Raw genomic sequence first — 15753 nt, 5'->3', positions numbered from 1 at the left:
GGGTTAGTTGGTTTTGGAAAATGCGTCGGGAACCGACACCTGAACTACGGTGCCGCGCCCTGGCCGGCTATTGATGGAATAGTCTCCGTTGATGGATTTGGCGCGCTCCTTCAGGCCCAGGATACCGATGCTGTCGGCCTTGCGCGACTGGCCCACATCGAAGCCCACGCCGTCATCCTCGATGCGGAGCGAAAGCGTGGAGCCGCACTGCTCGATCAGCATGTCCACGCGCTTTGCCGAGGCATGACGCGCGATGTTGGTCAGCGATTCCTGTACGATGCGGAACAGCACGATGGAGAGGCGCGGGTCGGTAACGGCGTCGGCGCAGTTCACGTCGAGGCTCAGGCTGATCTCGAGGCGCTTGGCGAAGGTGTCGCAATACCAGCGCAGTGCCTCGATGAGCCCGAGGTCGTCGAGCAGCGTCGGGCGCATTTCGGTGGCGATGCGGCGCACGGCGTGGATGGTTTGCTCGGTAAGATCGAGCGACTCCTCCACCTTGGCGATCACTTCCTCGGTGCCGGGCCGCTTGCGCAGGATGCTGGCGAGGTTCATCTTGATGGCGGTGAGCGACTGCCCGAGCTCATCGTGGATCTCGTGGGCGATCTCGGTGCGCTCCTTCTCCCGGACGTCCTGCAGGTGCGAGGCCAGCTCGCGGATTTCCTGGAACGACTGCCGCAGCAGCTGCTCCATTTTCTTGTGCTCCGAGATATCGATGCCCATCCCCACGAGCGCCGGCTGGCCACCGAGCTGGGTCAGCTTCCCGTTGAAATAGAAATGCCGCGCTTTGCCGTCGCGGTGCTGCAGCCGTATTTCTACGGATCCATCGCCGGTGCGGAGGGCGCGCTCAAATACGTCGAGCACGAGGGCGCGGTCTTCGGGTACCACCAGGTCGAGCGGCGCCAATCCGGCCACCTCGTCGTGGTTGTAGCCGCTTACCTTCTCGAGGTTCTCATTCCAGCGTCGGAGGCGGCCATGCTCGTCGAGCACGTAGAAAACACCGGGCAGGCTGCCGATAATGGAATTGGAGAGCTCCTGCTCCTGTAAGAAGGCGGCTTCCGCCTCCTTGATCTGGCTGATGTCGCGGATGGAGCCGGCCATGCGCAGGGCCTTGCCCGCTTCGTCGAACTGGGCCTGCCCCGTTACTTTCTGCCAGCGGTACTCGCCGGAGGCATGGAGGTGCAGGCATTCCGCCTCGAGGGGCGGCCCGCCGAGCAGGTGTGCCTGGAGTTGCGCCTCCACCGATTCGCGGTGATCGGGATGAAGCCGCCCGGCCCAGGCTTCGTAAGTCCGCTCGAGTGCCGGGTCGTCGAAGCTGTAACCGAGGATCTCGCAGAAGCGGGGGGAAAAGTACATGCTGCAGTTGCGGATCTCCCATTCCCAAACGCCGTCGCGGGTAGCCTGGAGGGCGAGGTGAAAGCGCTGCAGGCTGTGATTCAGTTCCTGCTCCATCGCCTTACGCTCTGTAATGTCTGCCAGCATGGCCAGCGTGCCGACAAACTCCTCGCCTTCGAAGATCGGGTTGGCGGCGACCATGGCCCATACCGAGCTCCCGTCCTTTTTGCGGAGGCAGCATTCGTAGTGGCTCGAGAGGCCCTGGCGGCGGCCGGCCATTTGCTGGTCGAAACTCTGATAGAGGTCTGTATTGACCAGGCGGCTGGCGGGCTTTCCCACAAGCTCGCTTTCGGTGTACCCGAGCATCGAGGCTGCCTGGTAGTTGACCAGCACGATCTGCCCGTCGCTGTCGACCAGGCAAACCCCCTCGTGGCAGTTCTCGACGATCTGCCGGTAGAGTTCCCTTCCGGGCTCCAGCAGGGCGGCGCTGCGGTTGCGTGCGGCATCAGGCCCCGATGCTTCGTCGGGCCGGAGCAGCAACAGCACCGGGGAGTGCTTCCCGCCGAGGGGCAGCAATTGCGCTTCCACGCTGCTGTTCGTATTGGGAATGGTGAAATGGCTGCTGCTCCCCTGGCCGCTTTCGGTAACGCGGGCAAGCAGGGCCATGAACTGGCCTTCATCGGCAGTTGCGAGGAAGTGGGCGATATTCGGTTGGTTGCCGCCCTTGGTCAGGCCCAGCAGGAGGGCCGCTTTCTCGTTCCAGGAAGCGATAAGACCGTCTTCCTCGAGGCAGAGGGCCGCGCCGGGTGCACCGTTTACAACGGCGATGGCGTCTACGCTCGTACGCGGCCAGGCATAAGTGTGGCTCATGGGCAGTGGTCAGTTTAGTGAACGAACGGCTTGCGTAGGGAGGGCGAGAAAAGTGCTTGTAACAGCGGCAGTTGGTTTTTCGAGGATAGCAGATCGTCCTGATCCAAACAAGGATAGTGGGACGGTAGCAGACCAAGCCGAAGCTTTGCGTCCTGCTATACGTAAATTTACGTATCCCCTGCCAGATAAAACCATTTCCTTCCCTTTATTTTCCACCGATTTCACGTAGTACTCCGACTACACGAGTGTTGGTAGCGGGAGCGGTCTCCACTTGTTCCGCCTTGATGAAATCGCCTGGATTCCCACGAAAGATCCGGACCAGTTTTCACAGCAGGCGGCAGGCCCGAAGCCCCGCCCGGCGTGCGCTCCGGAGGTTTGCCGGCAGGCACCGATGCTGGCGTAACGCGTCGGTTTGCCGGCACCGGGATCCTTCGCAACGTCTTGTAGTTACGATCCGGGCACTCCTCGCGGAATTCGGGGCGCGGTGCATCGGCACCGCGCCCGGGATTTAGGTAAAAGGGCTGAAAATCATTGCTTCACGAAGCGCATGCTTGCGGTTGTTGTACCGTCGCTGGCCTGGAGCAGGTAGCTGCCTGCGGGAAGCGCCGCTGCGTCGAGGTCGATGCTGTTGTTGCCCGCACCTACCGTTGCCGACCAGCTGCGCACGACGGCGCCACTGGCGCTGATGATCCGCAGGCTCAGTGTACCGGCATCGGTAGCCTCGACAGACAACTTTGTACCACCGCGAACCGGGTTGGGCGAAAGGCCGGCAAGCGACAGAACCAGCACATTGTCTTTGCCTACCGAGATCGTGTTGCTCAGGCGGCCGCGGCCATCGAGGTCAACCTGGTTGAGGCGATAGTACAGGCGCATGCTGCTGCTGCCGTTATCGGTAAAGCTGTAGGAAAGCTGGCCCGAGCTGTTGCCGCCGGGGGCCTTGCTGTGCACAAAGGCAACGGTGGTAAAGCGGACGCCATCCACAGAGCGCTGCAGCTCGAATCCGGCGTTGGCCGACTCGCTGCCCGTGATCCACGACAGCACCGTGGCATTACCCTGCTTGCGGCCGGAGAACGAAAGAAGCCGGATGGGAAGCGGTGATGCCGCCGACGACGCCGCGAAGGGCGAGAACTGGCTTTGTCCGCTCAGCGACACCGTACGTACGCCCCCGGCCGTGCCACCAACGCTCACGTTCTGCGCGGCCATGTACCAGCCGGCACCGTAGTTGTTGGGGTTCGGCACGGGGACGCCGTAGTGGTAGATATCCATGGTTGAAGGCGACGAATAGCCGAACTGCGACTCGTCATACTGGAAGGTTACTGATGCTGTTGCCGCCGCGCCGGGCGTTACATGCCATACCGCGGGCAGGGCGCCGGCGGTGCCGGTGCTGGGATAGCCGCTGAAGGAATTCTGTACGCGAACCGACCAATCGGTCGACGTACCCGAGATCGTCACCGGTGTATAGAGCGAAGAAGAAGGTCCTACCGGGAATGTGGACGAAGCCGTGGACGTCACTTTCAGGGCACCACTGCCGTCGGTAACAAAGTAGTTGGCCGAGCCGCCGCCGCTGACGGAGCCGACGGTCAGGGTATTCCCGCCAAGGCTCACCCGGGCGCTGCCCGAAAGGGCTACCGTTGTCGCCGATACATTACCGCCGATGCTCTTGGAGCCGCTGATCGTCAGGGTACCGAAGGATTGCGCGGGAATAGCCACGGAGCCGGCAGCCGAGAATGTCATATTAATACCGGCAGGGAAGGTGCCTGTATTGGTCCAGGTGCCGCCGGTCAGCGTAACCGTAGACGTGCCCTTAGTGAGGCTGCCCGAGCCACCGATACCATTCCCGACAGAAACAACCGGGTTATTGGTAGCGAGCGTAGTCGGCCCGTCGATCGTCCAGGCGCCGTTGACCGTGAGTGTGCCGGCGCCTACGGTCTTGGTACCGGCGCCGGATATCCGCAGGTCTCCGTAGGTAAGGCCTGTGGTCACGTTCTGCGCGCTGGCCGAATTGTATTCCACCGTGCCGGCCGAGAAGCTGAGGGTGGGTGAATTGCCGTTGGAAAAGGTTGTGTTGGCAGCGCCACTGAGACCGTTTGTGTTGGCGGTCTTGAGGGTGCCGGAAATAGTTGCCGAGCCGCCGCTGCCAAAGGAAATGACACTGGTCTTGGCGTCGAGCGTTGCACCGCTGGCAACAGTCAGGGCACCATTGACCGTAAGGGCACTGGCGACATTTTTTGTACCGCCACCCGACAGGCGCAGGTTGCTGTAGGTAACGCTGCTGGTCACGGCCTGGTCGCTGGCGGAGTTGTAATCAACGGTGCTTCCCGTGAAGCTGAGCGAAGGCGAGTTGGTGCTGGCGAAGGTCGTTGTGGCAGAACCGGCGAGGCCGTTTGCATTCGCCGTTTTAAGGGTGCCCGATATCGTTGCGGAACCACCGGTACCGAAGGAGATGACGCTGGTACCCGCATCGAGTGTGGCGGCAGCGGCAACCGTGATGGATTTGCTGGCGGGCCGTGTAATGGCCAGGTTATTGGTCGTGAGCGTGCCGGCCGTAACGGCAAACGTTCCGGTTACGTTGGTAGCCGTTGCCGCGGCGCCAAGCGTTGCAGACGTTCCATTGACCTCCAGGTTCGCAAACTTCAGATTCGTAAGGTCGATCGTCTGGCCCGTGCCTGTATAGACGACCGTGCTGCTCGTACCCGACGTGAACACCGCATCCGCAGTGTTGAAGCTCAGGGTTCCACCCACCTTGAGGGTACTTGCCAGGGCAGCGCCCATATTCAGTGTGGCCGTTGCAGACGCACCGCCGTTGCCTATGGTCAGGTTGCGGCCTACGATCAGGGAACCGGCACCGGAAAATGTCAGCGCCGACTCGCGGTGGCCCGCGCCGCCATTGATGCTCAGGTCGTTCGTGACCGTGAGCTTTGACGTACCGGAGATCGTGAAGGTGGTCACGGTATTGTTCCCTGCGGGAGACGCAACCGTGAGACTATTGACCGTCGCGTCCATGTCGAGCGTTACCGTAAGCGCGCCGTTGATCGTCACATCGTCGCCCGACTGCGGGAGCGACTGGTGGGCGAAGGCGGCGGCGCTGTTGGCATTGGCTGCGCCGGCGGTCAGTGTAAGCGCCGTATTGCTTTGGATTGATGCCACCGTCCCGATCACCGTGCCATCGGCGCGCATCAGAACGTCGTTGACGGAAAGGGCGGAAAAGCCGGTACCGGTGACGGACGTACTACCGGACGTTGTGGTGATGGTACCGGTCACAGTTCGCAGCCACGTGGCCTTGACACTCCAGTTTCCGGTGGCGCGGGACGTGACTGAATTGGCAAAGGCGGCAGAGCTGCAGGCAGCAAGCAAAAGAACAAGCAAGGTGCGGGAAAGGACAGAAAGAAATTTCGGGAAGGCAGAAGACAGGAGCGTTGTCGGGGGTAAAGTTTGGAATTGCATGGGCTTGGTTTGAGGGTGATGAAAGGCAATAAGGCCCGCCGGGTGGCAGGAACGTTTCCAGGGGCAGGACCGACATGGCTTTAGGTAGGAGTGGATCAGAAGGTTTAGGCTGTCAATGGTCGCAAGTGGATCACGTTACAGTCTATTGACAATGTTCTACAAAGGAAACCTACTGTCCCGAATCGGCTTGTAGCCTTATGCACCTAAATAGAGCCGACTTTGAACAAGCCGGTCATCACAGAAAAATAAAGCGGCGTGCAGTGAATCCACTACACGCCGCTGAACAATAAGATCTCCGGTATTTCTACGGTGCCGCCAGGACCTTGATGACGAGCTTGCGCACGCTTCCCTCGGCCACCTTGATATTGGGGCGATGAACATCCTGCGGGAAAAAGATAAAAAACCGGCTGGGGTCTGCTACATAATAGCTGCCTTCCGCGCTGTAGTTGGCGGCGTCCTTTGCCTCGTTGTACGGCATCAGCTCACGGGCCGACGCCAGCGGCGCCACGCCCATTTTTTCCTGCCCGTCGATGATATACTGCACGTCGATATATTTCCGATGCGCCTCCCATTTTGTAGAGTCGAAGGCTTTTTCGGGGCCGTAGGTAACGCTAACGAAAACGCTGTCGCCGGCAAGCGGATACTTGCCCGCAGCAAGGGTTTCGAGCTTCTGGCTGCGCAGAAAATCGATGGCCTTGTTCCAGAGCGCAGGGTAGGCTGCGTATTGCCGGGCCAGCTCGGCCGCATTGATGGAGCTGTGCGGTTGCATCCGTAATCCTGTGAAGGGCCCTTCGCCCGTCTGCGCCAGGTCCTGCACGGCACCGCCGGGGAGCAGCACATGGGCATTGCGGAAGTGAATATTCGTTGCATCCTTTATGCTGTAGGCCTTGCCGGCGGACACCAGGAAGGAGTCGAACCAGATTCCCTGTACGGGCATCTGCGGCAGCCCGGTGATCGACACAGCCGTGCGCGCACCGCGGCAATAGACGTTGCGGATAAAGAAGTCGCGGAACTCGGGAACCTTATCCTGCGCGGTTGTCTTTACATCCTTGGCCTCCTTGCCGGCGGTGACATCTTCATAATAGGTATCAAACAAAACGGCCTCACCCTGGATGTCGCTCATGTAGATGTCGCGGATGTACACGTTGTGCACCAGCCCGCCGCGGCCGGCGTTGCTCTTCACGCGGATACCGATATCGGTGCCCACGAAATTGCAATCGGCCACATAGATATTATTCATCCCGCCATCGGTATTGGAGCCGATCACAAAGCCGCCGTGGGCATGGTAAACCGTGCAGCCCGCCACAACGATATTCTCGAGACGCGGCGCGGACGCACCTGCCGAGCTGCTCGACTTCATGCAGATGCCGTCATCGCCGGCCGACACGGTGCACTTATAGATAAGTACGTTCTTGCAGGCGCTGATGTCGATGCCGTCGCCATTCTGCGCCCACCACTCGTTGAAGATGCTGACGTTGCGCATCGTGAGGTTGTTGCAGGATCCGGGGTAAAAGACAAACTTGGGCGAATTGCGGATCGTAACGCCTTCCACCAGCACGTTGCTGCAGTTGCTCAGCTGCACCATGTGCGGACGAAGAAAGTCGCGCGCCGGCTCGTAGTCTTTGGCGGTAAGTGTTGCTTTGCCCTTCAGGGTTTTGAGGTACTCCTCCCCTTCCATGGCCTCCTTGCTGGGCCACCATACCTTGCCGTCGGCACTGACCACGCCGGTTGCCGTGGCGGCCTTCCACTGGCTGGCCGTCACCTTGTCTTTTTTGATCGGCCGCCAGCTGTCGCCCGCGCCGTCGATAACGCCTTCACCCGTGATGGCCACGTTCCGGGCCCCGAAGGCATAGATCGGCGGGCGCACCTGGATGGACGAAGAGCCGCCGAGCTTCTCAAGCGGGTATTGCGTGTGGTCGGGTGTAAATTGGATCAGCGCCCCGCGCTCCACCACGAGGTTAACGCCGCTGCGGAGCTCGATGGGCCCTGTGAGCCAAAGACCCGCGGGCACGATCACCTTGCCGCCGCCCGCTTTGGCGCAGGCATCGATGGCTTTGGCGAAGGCCGCCGTATTGAGCGTTTGCCCGTCGGGCACGGCGCCGTAGTTGCGGACGGAGAATGTTTTGGTTGCAAACTTCGGCTGCAGCGGCAGCGCCATCCTGAAGGGCGCGCGGGCTACATACCAGGCCTCGGTCTTTTGCTGGGCATTGAGAAGCGTTGCGGCAAAAAGCGCAAGGCCGAAAAGGAATGGTTTCATTGATTATTCTTTACAGGGCGTTTTAGTCGCCGATGGGACGGTACCTGGGAACGAGCGTTTTCATCACGAGCCAGCCTACCAGGTAGGCCACGGCGCAGATGGAGAAGATGATAAAGTAGCCGGCTTCCTTTCCATGGAAGCCCATGAACGACATCTGCGTTTTATCGGCATGGGTGAAGAGCACGCCGGACCCTTTGTTGATCAGGAACGAGCCGATGCCGCCCGCCATGCCGCCGATACCGGTGATGGTAGCCACAGCCGACTTCGGGAACATATCGCCCACGGTGGAGAAAATATTGGCCGACCAGGACTGGTGCGCCGCGCCCGCGATGCCGATGATGATGACGGGGAACCAGGACGAGATGCCGCCCAGCGGCTGCGCCAGCAGCGCCAGCAGCGGGAAGAAGGCGAAGATGAGCATTGCCCGCATCCGGCCTTCGTATGGATTCATGCCCTTCTTGTTCACGAAATACGTCGGCAGCCAGCCGCCGATGATCGAAAGCAGCGTGATGGCGTAGAGTACGAAGAGCGGCAGCGAGCTTTTCGTGCCTTCCATCTTGTAGATGTCGGCGAGGTAGGCCGGCGTCCAGAACAGGTAGAACCACCACACGCCATCCGTCATGAACTTGCCAAATGCGAAGGCCCAGGTCTGGCGGTAGTTGAGGCATTCAGCGAAGGTCATGCGCTTCGCGGGTGCGGAATGCGCTGCCTGTCCCGGCTGCGCATTGTCCTGCTGGATATAGGCAAGCTCCGACCTGCTCACGCGGGGATGGACGTCGGGTTTTTTGTACAGGAAGCTCCAGAAGGCCATCCAGATAAAGCCCGATGCGCCGATAACGATAAAGGCCATTTCCCAGCCCCAGGCCTCGGCGATGTAGGGAATGGAGAGCGGGGCGAGCAGGGCACCGACGGTAGCGCCGGCATTAAACAGGCTCGTGGCGAAGGCGCGGTCTTTTTTCGGGAAGTATTCCGCCGTTGCCTTGATGGCCGCGGGGAAATTGCCGGCCTCGCCCAGGGCGAGGATCACGCGTGCGAAGATGAACAGCGAAACGCTCGTAGCGGTAATAACGGCGGCCTTGTCGAAGCCCGCGAGGTACTGCTTCGCGCCTTCAAAGCCAACCAGCCAGTGACCGGTGAGCATTCCCGAGGCCGCGATGCCGCAGAGGGCGTGGATGCAGGCACCCACCGACCATACGCCGATGGCCCACAGGAAGCCTTTCCTGGTATCCATCCAGTCTACAAAGCGGCCGGCAACGAGCATCGACACCGCGTAGAAGATGGAGAACAGCGCGGTGATCGTACCGTAGTCGCTGTCGGTCCAGTGGAACTCGGGGATCAGGTATTTCTTCCACGTAAGCGACAGCACCTGGCGGTCGAGATAGTTGATTGTGGTGGAAAAGAAAAGCAGCGCGCAGATCGTCCAGCGATAGGTGGTCATCGCCGGTACGACGACTGCTTCTTTTTTGGCGGGAGCCGTTTGAACATCGATCATAGTAGCAAGTTTGTGCAGGGTCCTGTGAGGTCCTGCGTTTGGATCAGGGTATCTGCCGCAGCAGGGCCAGCGCACTTTCGGTTGCTGCCTTGATGCCTTCGAAATCTTTTTTGGCAACGAGTTCCTTCGTGAGCAGCTTGCTGCCCATGCCCACGCCGGACACGCCGGCGCTGAACCAGCCTTCGAGGTTGGCGCGCTCGGCTTCGACACCGCCCGTCACGATAAAGCGAAGCCCCGGGAAAAGGTCGCGCACGGCGCTGATGAACGCAGGTCCGAGCACGTTGCCCGGGAAAATCTTCACGAGTTCCGCGCCGGCATTCTCGGCGGCGGCGATCTCCGTAGGCGTCATGCAACCCGGTATCCAGGGCTTGCCGGCTGCGGCGGCAACAGCGCCCACCTCCGCGTTCATCGAGGGCGCCACCAGGAAGTCGGCGCCGAGGTCGAGGTACTGCTTCGCCTGCGCGGCGTTCTTGATGGTGCCGATACCCAGCTGCAATCCATCGAGCTTGTCGGCGGCCGCGCGGAGGGCCCGGAAGTTGGCGGGAGCAGCCGCGCCACGGTTGGTGTATTCCACGTAGCGGATACCGCCGGCATGGAGCGCTTCCAGCACCAGCACGCTGTGCTCCGCTCCCTCGTGGTACCAGAGCGGGAGCAGCTTCTGCGCGAGCAGTCCGGACAAGAACGCTTCGTTAATAGACATAATTGTTATGGGCTTTGATGATCTCGTCCACCGTGGAGGTCGTGGCGTCACCGAAGATGAATAATTTGTTGAAGGCGGCGGCGGCGGCGAAGTCGATGATCTCCTGCGGCCACCATCCCTGGCAGTTGCCGTAAATGAGGCCGGCCATGAAGGTATCGCCGCTCCCGACCTTGTCGACGATGGCGCCGGCCTGCTGCTCGTGCGACACGTAGAAGCCTTTGCCGTCGTGGAGTGTGGCGTAGTAGCGAATGCCGTCCCCTTCATCGAAGCGGAAGGTGTTGGCCACCTGGCGGCAGCGCGGGAACCGGTCGAAGATGGCGCGCGAGCTCCGGTCGGATTGCTCCAGGTAAGCGTCGCGGTTGTCGGCGATAGCAGCGGGCACGGGGATGCCGAGCATCTGCTGCTCGGCCCAGATATTGCCCATCACCACGACGCAGTGCTGCACGAGCTCCGGCATCACGGCAGCAGGCGTCTTACCGTATTGCCACAGCTTCGCGCGGTAGTTCAGGTCGACGGATACGGTGATCCCTTTGCGCGATGCGGCCATAACGGCTTCGAGACACACATCGGCCACCTGCGCGTTGAGCGCGGGCGAGATGGCGCTGAAGTGAAACCAGTCGACGCCCTCGAAAACGGCGTCCCAGTCGATGTTCCCGGGCACGAGCTCCCAGAAAGAGGAGTGCGCGCGGTCGTAGATGACACCGGCGTTCTTGAGGTCGGCGCCCTGCGGCAGGTAATACGTTCCGATACGGGCACCCGAGCGGCGGATCGGCGCTACGTCGATGCCCTGCTCCGCCACGAAGGCGATGACGTCGTCGGCGAGGCTATGCGGCGGAAGCGCCGTGCAATAGCCAACAGGCAGCTCCCAGCGCGCGAGGGCGCGGGCTACGTTGAGCTCGGCGCCGCCGATATACACGGGCATTTCGTGCGCCGCGATCCAGGCGCCGTTCAAACGCGGCGACAGGCGCAGGAGGAGCTCACCGAAGCAAAGGACTTTTTTCATTTCGTAAGGGCAGCAGAAAAAGGCTAGCGCGCAACCGTGTTCAGGTGCGCGCTCTCGGAAACCTCTTTCCAGTTGAAATAATTCGATGCGTTGTTATAACAGATGTCGCGCACAACCTGGCCGGTCCACTCGATGTCGGCCGGAAGCTCGCCATTTTCGATCTCTTCGCCGAACAGGTTGCACAGGAGGCGGCGGAAGTATTCGTGGCGCGGGTACGACAGGAAGGAGCGGCTGTCTGTGAGCATACCCACGAAGCGGCTCAGGAGGCCCATGTTGGAGAGCGCGTTGATCTGCCGCGTCATACCGTCCTTCTGGTCGAGGAACCACCAGCCCGACCCGTACTGGATCTTGCCGGCCACGGAGCCGTCGTTGAAGTTACCGATCATCGTGGCAAAGAGCTCGTTGTCGGCGGGGTTGAGGTTGTACAGGATCGTCTTCGTGAGCTGGTCTTTCGTGTCGAGGCGGCTCAGGAAGGTAGCCAGCGCGCGGCCCTGCGAAAAGTCGCCGATGGAGTCCCAGCCCGTATCGGGACCGAGCTGCTGCATCATGCGGCCGTTGTTGTTGCGGAGCGCACCGAGGTGGTATTGCTGCACCCAGCCCTTTTCCCAGTCCCACACGGCGAAGATCTCGAGCATGGCCGACTTGAACTTCAGGTTCTCCTCGTGCGTAAGGGCGCCACCGGAGCGGATCTTGGAGAAGATGCCGCGCACCTCGCTTTCGGTCCAGGGCTCGGCATAGATCTGCTCGAGACCGTGATCGGAAACGGAGCACCCCATCGTGGCAAAAAAGTCATGACGCGTTTTGAGCGCGTGGAGGTAATCGTTGAAGGTCGAGATCGAGGTATTGCTGACGGCCTCGAGCTTGCCGAGGTAGTCGTTGAAGGTAGCGACGTCGTCGACGTTCATGGCCTTGTCGGGGCGGAAGGCCGGGAGGATGCGCGTTTCAAAGCCGTCGGCCTTGATCCGGGCATGGTGCTCCAGCGAGTCGATGGGATCGTCGGTGGTGCATACCACTTTCACGTTCATCTTGCGGAGCAGGCCGCGCACCGAGTATTCGGGTGTTTGCAGCTTCGCGGAGCACTCCTCGTAAATGCGCGCGGCCGACTGGCCGTTGAGGATCTCGTGCACGCCGAAGTAGCGCTGCAGCTCGAGGTGCGTCCAGTGGTACAGCGGGTTGCGGAGCGTGTAAGGAACGGTCTCGGCCCACTTCTGGAACTTCTCGAAGTCGGGCGCGTCGCCGGTGCAGTAGCGCTCGCTGATGCCGTTGGTGCGCATCGCGCGCCACTTGTAGTGGTCGCCGTACAGCCATACCTGCGTGAGGTTGGCGAAGTTGCCATCGGCCGCGATCTGGTCGGGCGGAAGGTGGCAGTGGTAGTCGATAATCGGCATCGCCCTGGCATACTCGTGGTAGAGCCGCTCGGCGGTCTTGTTATTCAGGAGAAAGTTCTCGTCGAGAAATTGTTTCATAGCAAGTTCAAACGGTTTTAGAGCGACACGCCCCGCTTCCACGGGATGAAGTCGTCCTGGTTCAGTGTTACAGCCTTGGGATGTACTTCGCCGGAGGCGGCGCGGATGCAGTATTCGAGGATCTCCTCGCCCATCTCTTCGATGGTCTTTTCGCCGGAGATCACGGGGCCGGTATCGATGTCGATAATATCACTCATGCGGCGGGCAAGCTTCGAGTTCGTCGCCACCTTGATCGTGGGGCACACGGGGTTGCCCGTGGGCGTGCCGAGGCCGGTGGTGAAGAGAATCAGCGTCGCACCCGAAGCGGCCTTGCCGGTGGTGGCTTCCACGTCGTTGCCGGGTGTGCACACGAGGTTGAGTCCCGGCTTCACGGCGGGCTCGGTATAGTCCAGTACATCTACAACCGGCGACGTGCCGCCCTTGCGGGCCGCGCCGGCGCTCTTGATGGCGTCGGTGATGAGACCGTCCTTGATGTTGCCGGGCGAGGGATTCATATGAAAGCCCGAGCCCACGGCCGTTACGATCTGCTCGTAGCGCTTCATGAGGTGCATGAACTTACGCGCGATCGGCTCAGTAACAGAGCGGTCTACGAGCTCCTGCTCCACGCCGCACAGCTCGGGAAATTCGGCGAGCAGCACCTTGGCGCCAAGCGCCACCAGCAGGTCGGAGCAATAGCCCACCGCGGGATTGGCCGAGATACCGCTGAAGCCGTCGGAGCCGCCGCACTTCACGCCTACCGTCAGCGCGCTGAGCGGCGCGGGGCTGCGCTCCTGCTTATTGATGGCAACGAGTCCTTCAAAAGTTTTGCGGATGGCCTCCGAGATGAGCCCCTCCTCGCTTTGCGACTGCTGCTGCTCAAAGATGTAAAGCGGTTTATTGAAAGCCGGGTTGCGCTCTTTGAGATCGGCGAGAAAATCGTTCGTCTGCAGGTTCTGGCAACCGAGGCTCAGTACGGTGATGCCACCCACGTTGGGATGATCGGCATAGGCGGCAAGGAGCTTGCTGAGGATGGCCGCATCCTGGCGGATACCGCCGCAGCCGCCCTGGTGGTTGAGGAACTTGATGCCGTCGATGTTCTTGAAGACGCGGGGAGACCCATCCCCCGCCCCCTCTGCTAGGGAGAGGGGAGAAGCATTCGTGAGGTCTTCTCCTTTGTTGTATGCGTCCACCAGCGCACGGGTGTACTGCTTGTATTTCGCCGTCACGGCGTAACCGAGCTCGTTGTGCAGGGCCTCGCGGATGACGTCGAGGTTGCGGTTCTCGCAGAACACAGTGGGAATAAAGAGCCAGTAGTTGGCGGTGCCCACGCGGCCGTCGGGGCGATGGTAACCGTTGAAGGTCCGGCCCTGGAACTTCGACACGTCGGGGGCCTTCCATTCGTAACTAACGCCGCGGTAATCGTAGGGATCTGCGGCGTGCTTGGTATTCTCGGTGCTCATGCGCGCGCCGGCGGGCACATCGTACTGCGCCTTGCCAACGAGTACGCCGTACATGATCACGGCATCACCCGCGGCCATATCCTGCATAAAAAACTTATGCTTGGCAGGGATATCGTCGACGAGCGTATAGGATTTGCCTTCATAGGTCACCTGCTCGCAGCGCGCCAGGTCCTGGAGCGCCACAAGCACGTTATCGGCACGATGAACTTTCAACACACGGGCACTCATGCTACGTTTGCTTTTTTAAGGGGTTGGGCTTCCAGCGATTCGCGGACGCCGTTTTGAAGAAGGGCATTGAGCTTGTCGGTAACGGCATCGGCAAAGCCGGGAAGCTCGCTGAGCGAGACGCCCCAAAAGGAATCGCGCAGCACATCGCGCACCAGCGCGGGCACCGTAAGCCCGGCCCAGCGGCGGTAAAACTGCGGCGCCATATCGTCCTGTATGAGGTAGGGCGTGCCATTGAGCTCACCGTAGTACTTCCCGTCCTTCAGCTCCACCGCCTTCATAAAGCGAAGGTAGGCCGCGAAGCCCAGCACCATCAGCTCGGGCACGCTGCCGTAGCGGCGGTAGTGCTCCTGCAGCACCGGGATGCAGCGCATCTTCATCTTCGAGCTGTAATTCATCGTAATCGCAAGCCAGTTGTGCTTGAGGAACGGGTTGGCAAAGCGATCAAGCACCTTGCGGCCAAAGTCCTGCGCCAGCGAAGGCTCGAGGGTGTAGGGGATCGCGCGGGCAATCTCCTGTTGCATCAGGTCGGCGATGTAGGCAGCGATGGTCTCGTCTTCCATGGCTTCCTTCACGGTCTCGCAACCGGCGAGGAAGGCAAGGCCGCAGCTGAGCGTGTGCGTGCCGTTGAGGAGACGCAGCTTCAGCTCGCGGAATACACCAATATCGGGAGTGATCACCACGCCGGCATCGGCCTGCGCGAAGCTGAGTACGTTGCGCACATGCTGGTCGCCCTCAATCGCCCATAGGCGGTACACCTCCGTTACGGTGAGGAGCTTGTCGCTGTAGCCGGTGGCGGCTTCGAGGGCGGCGGCGTCCCCGGCTTCGGGGCGGCCCGGAACGATCCGGTCGACCAGCGAGTTGCAGAAATGGTTGCAGCTCTCAAGCCATTCGATGAAATCTTCCTCGAGGCCATTGAGGTGCGCGAGCTCCAGCACGATCGCCTGGAGCTTGGAGCCGTTGTCGGGAATGAGTTCCGTGGGCACGATCACCATGCCACTGTGCTCCGATCCGCTAAAGGCGCGGAAGCGCTCGTATAAAAACGCCAGCAGCTTGCCGGGGAAGGATTTCGGGGGATGGTGGCGCACGTCGTCCTGCACCAGCTCGATGCCCACTTCGGTGGTGTTGGAAAGGATCACCTGCATGTCGAGGTTGTGGGCGCACTCAAGGATCTCTTCCCATTGCTCGCCGGCGCTTAGCACGCGGCTGATGGACGCATTCACCTCGAGCTCCTCCACTTTACGGCCTTCATCGAGACCGCGTGTGCAGAGCGTATACAGACCGTCCTGGCGGTCGAAGTCGCGGGTGTCGCCATGGGTGGTCGACTTCACCACCACGATCCGGCCGTTGAAGATGCCTTCGCGGTTGGCTTTGTCGATGAAGTAATCCGGCAAACCGCGAAGCAGCACGCCGGTGCCGAACTGGAGCACTTTCTCGGGAAGCTCGAAGATGGCTTCATCGGGCACACGAACCAGGTCGGCGGGGATGTTCTTGATGGTATATCGGGAAAGGATCATAGCGGAGC

9 protein-coding genes are annotated in these 15753 nt (G+C 61.0%); all 9 read right to left on the bottom strand.

Annotated features, from left to right (window positions below):
• Positions 1 to 3 precede the first annotated feature (3 nt).
• Positions 4 to 2202, bottom strand: a complete 2199-nt coding sequence (locus tag ACYU7Z_RS15005; protein WP_460571901.1) for a PAS domain-containing sensor histidine kinase — start codon at positions 2200 to 2202, stop codon at positions 4 to 6.
• Positions 2203 to 2730: 528 nt separating this feature from the next.
• Complete coding sequence (locus ACYU7Z_RS15000; protein ID WP_460571899.1) at positions 2731 to 5646, bottom strand: beta strand repeat-containing protein; 2916 nt, start codon at positions 5644 to 5646, stop codon at positions 2731 to 2733.
• 304 nt (positions 5647 to 5950) lie between these two features.
• Positions 5951 to 7903 carry a YhcH/YjgK/YiaL family protein gene (locus ACYU7Z_RS14995; protein WP_460571897.1) on the bottom strand — a complete coding sequence of 651 codons (1953 nt, stop codon included), beginning with the start codon at positions 7901 to 7903 and terminating at the stop codon, positions 5951 to 5953.
• Between the two features lie 22 nt (positions 7904 to 7925).
• Entirely contained in the window at positions 7926 to 9395 is a 1470-nt protein-coding gene (locus ACYU7Z_RS14990; protein ID WP_460571895.1) for an MFS transporter, read from the bottom strand.
• A gap of 43 nt (positions 9396 to 9438) precedes the next feature.
• Positions 9439 to 10074: a beta/alpha barrel domain-containing protein gene (locus ACYU7Z_RS14985; RefSeq protein ID WP_460571893.1), complete on the bottom strand. Its 636-nt coding sequence runs from the start codon at positions 10072 to 10074 to the stop codon at positions 9439 to 9441.
• Between the two features lie 10 nt (positions 10075 to 10084).
• Entirely contained in the window at positions 10085 to 11098 is a 1014-nt protein-coding gene (locus tag ACYU7Z_RS14980) for a PfkB family carbohydrate kinase (protein WP_460571891.1), read from the bottom strand.
• A 23-nt stretch (positions 11099 to 11121) separates the two neighbouring features.
• Complete coding sequence (gene uxaC, locus ACYU7Z_RS14975) at positions 11122 to 12564, bottom strand: glucuronate isomerase (RefSeq protein ID WP_460571889.1); 1443 nt, start codon at positions 12562 to 12564, stop codon at positions 11122 to 11124.
• 17 nt (positions 12565 to 12581) lie between these two features.
• The gene (locus ACYU7Z_RS14970) at positions 12582 to 14231 is read right to left on the bottom strand and encodes a UxaA family hydrolase (RefSeq protein WP_460571887.1); all 1650 of its coding nucleotides are present in this window, start codon (positions 14229 to 14231) and stop codon (positions 12582 to 12584) included.
• Positions 14228 to 15745 (bottom strand): tagaturonate reductase, encoded by a 1518-nt coding sequence (locus ACYU7Z_RS14965; protein WP_460571885.1) that lies wholly within the window; start codon positions 15743 to 15745, stop codon positions 14228 to 14230. Before ACYU7Z_RS14965 ends, ACYU7Z_RS14970 begins: the two co-directional genes overlap by 4 nt.
• Positions 15746 to 15753: the final 8 nt, after the last annotated feature.

This window comes from Flaviaestuariibacter terrae, assembly GCF_054777635.1.
Note: the sequence above shows the minus strand (reverse complement) of the source record. Positions and strands in the feature narration are given on the sequence as shown.

Excerpts from the sequence above, each read along its gene's own strand:
- ACYU7Z_RS14965 (WP_460571885.1), bottom strand. The coding sequence starts at position 15,745 with ATGATCCTTTCCCGATATACCATCAAGAACATCCCCGCCGACCTGGTT.
- ACYU7Z_RS15000 (WP_460571899.1), bottom strand. The coding sequence starts at position 5,646 with ATGCAATTCCAAACTTTACCCCCGACAACGCTCCTGTCTTCTGCCTTC.
- ACYU7Z_RS14970 (WP_460571887.1), bottom strand. The coding sequence starts at position 14,231 with ATGAGTGCCCGTGTGTTGAAAGTTCATCGTGCCGATAACGTGCTTGTG.
- ACYU7Z_RS14990 (WP_460571895.1), bottom strand. The coding sequence starts at position 9,395 with ATGATCGATGTTCAAACGGCTCCCGCCAAAAAAGAAGCAGTCGTCGTA.
- ACYU7Z_RS15005 (WP_460571901.1), bottom strand. The coding sequence starts at position 2,202 with ATGAGCCACACTTATGCCTGGCCGCGTACGAGCGTAGACGCCATCGCC.
- ACYU7Z_RS14995 (WP_460571897.1), bottom strand. The coding sequence starts at position 7,903 with ATGAAACCATTCCTTTTCGGCCTTGCGCTTTTTGCCGCAACGCTTCTC.
- ACYU7Z_RS14980 (WP_460571891.1), bottom strand. The coding sequence starts at position 11,098 with ATGAAAAAAGTCCTTTGCTTCGGTGAGCTCCTCCTGCGCCTGTCGCCG.
- uxaC (WP_460571889.1), bottom strand. The coding sequence starts at position 12,564 with ATGAAACAATTTCTCGACGAGAACTTTCTCCTGAATAACAAGACCGCC.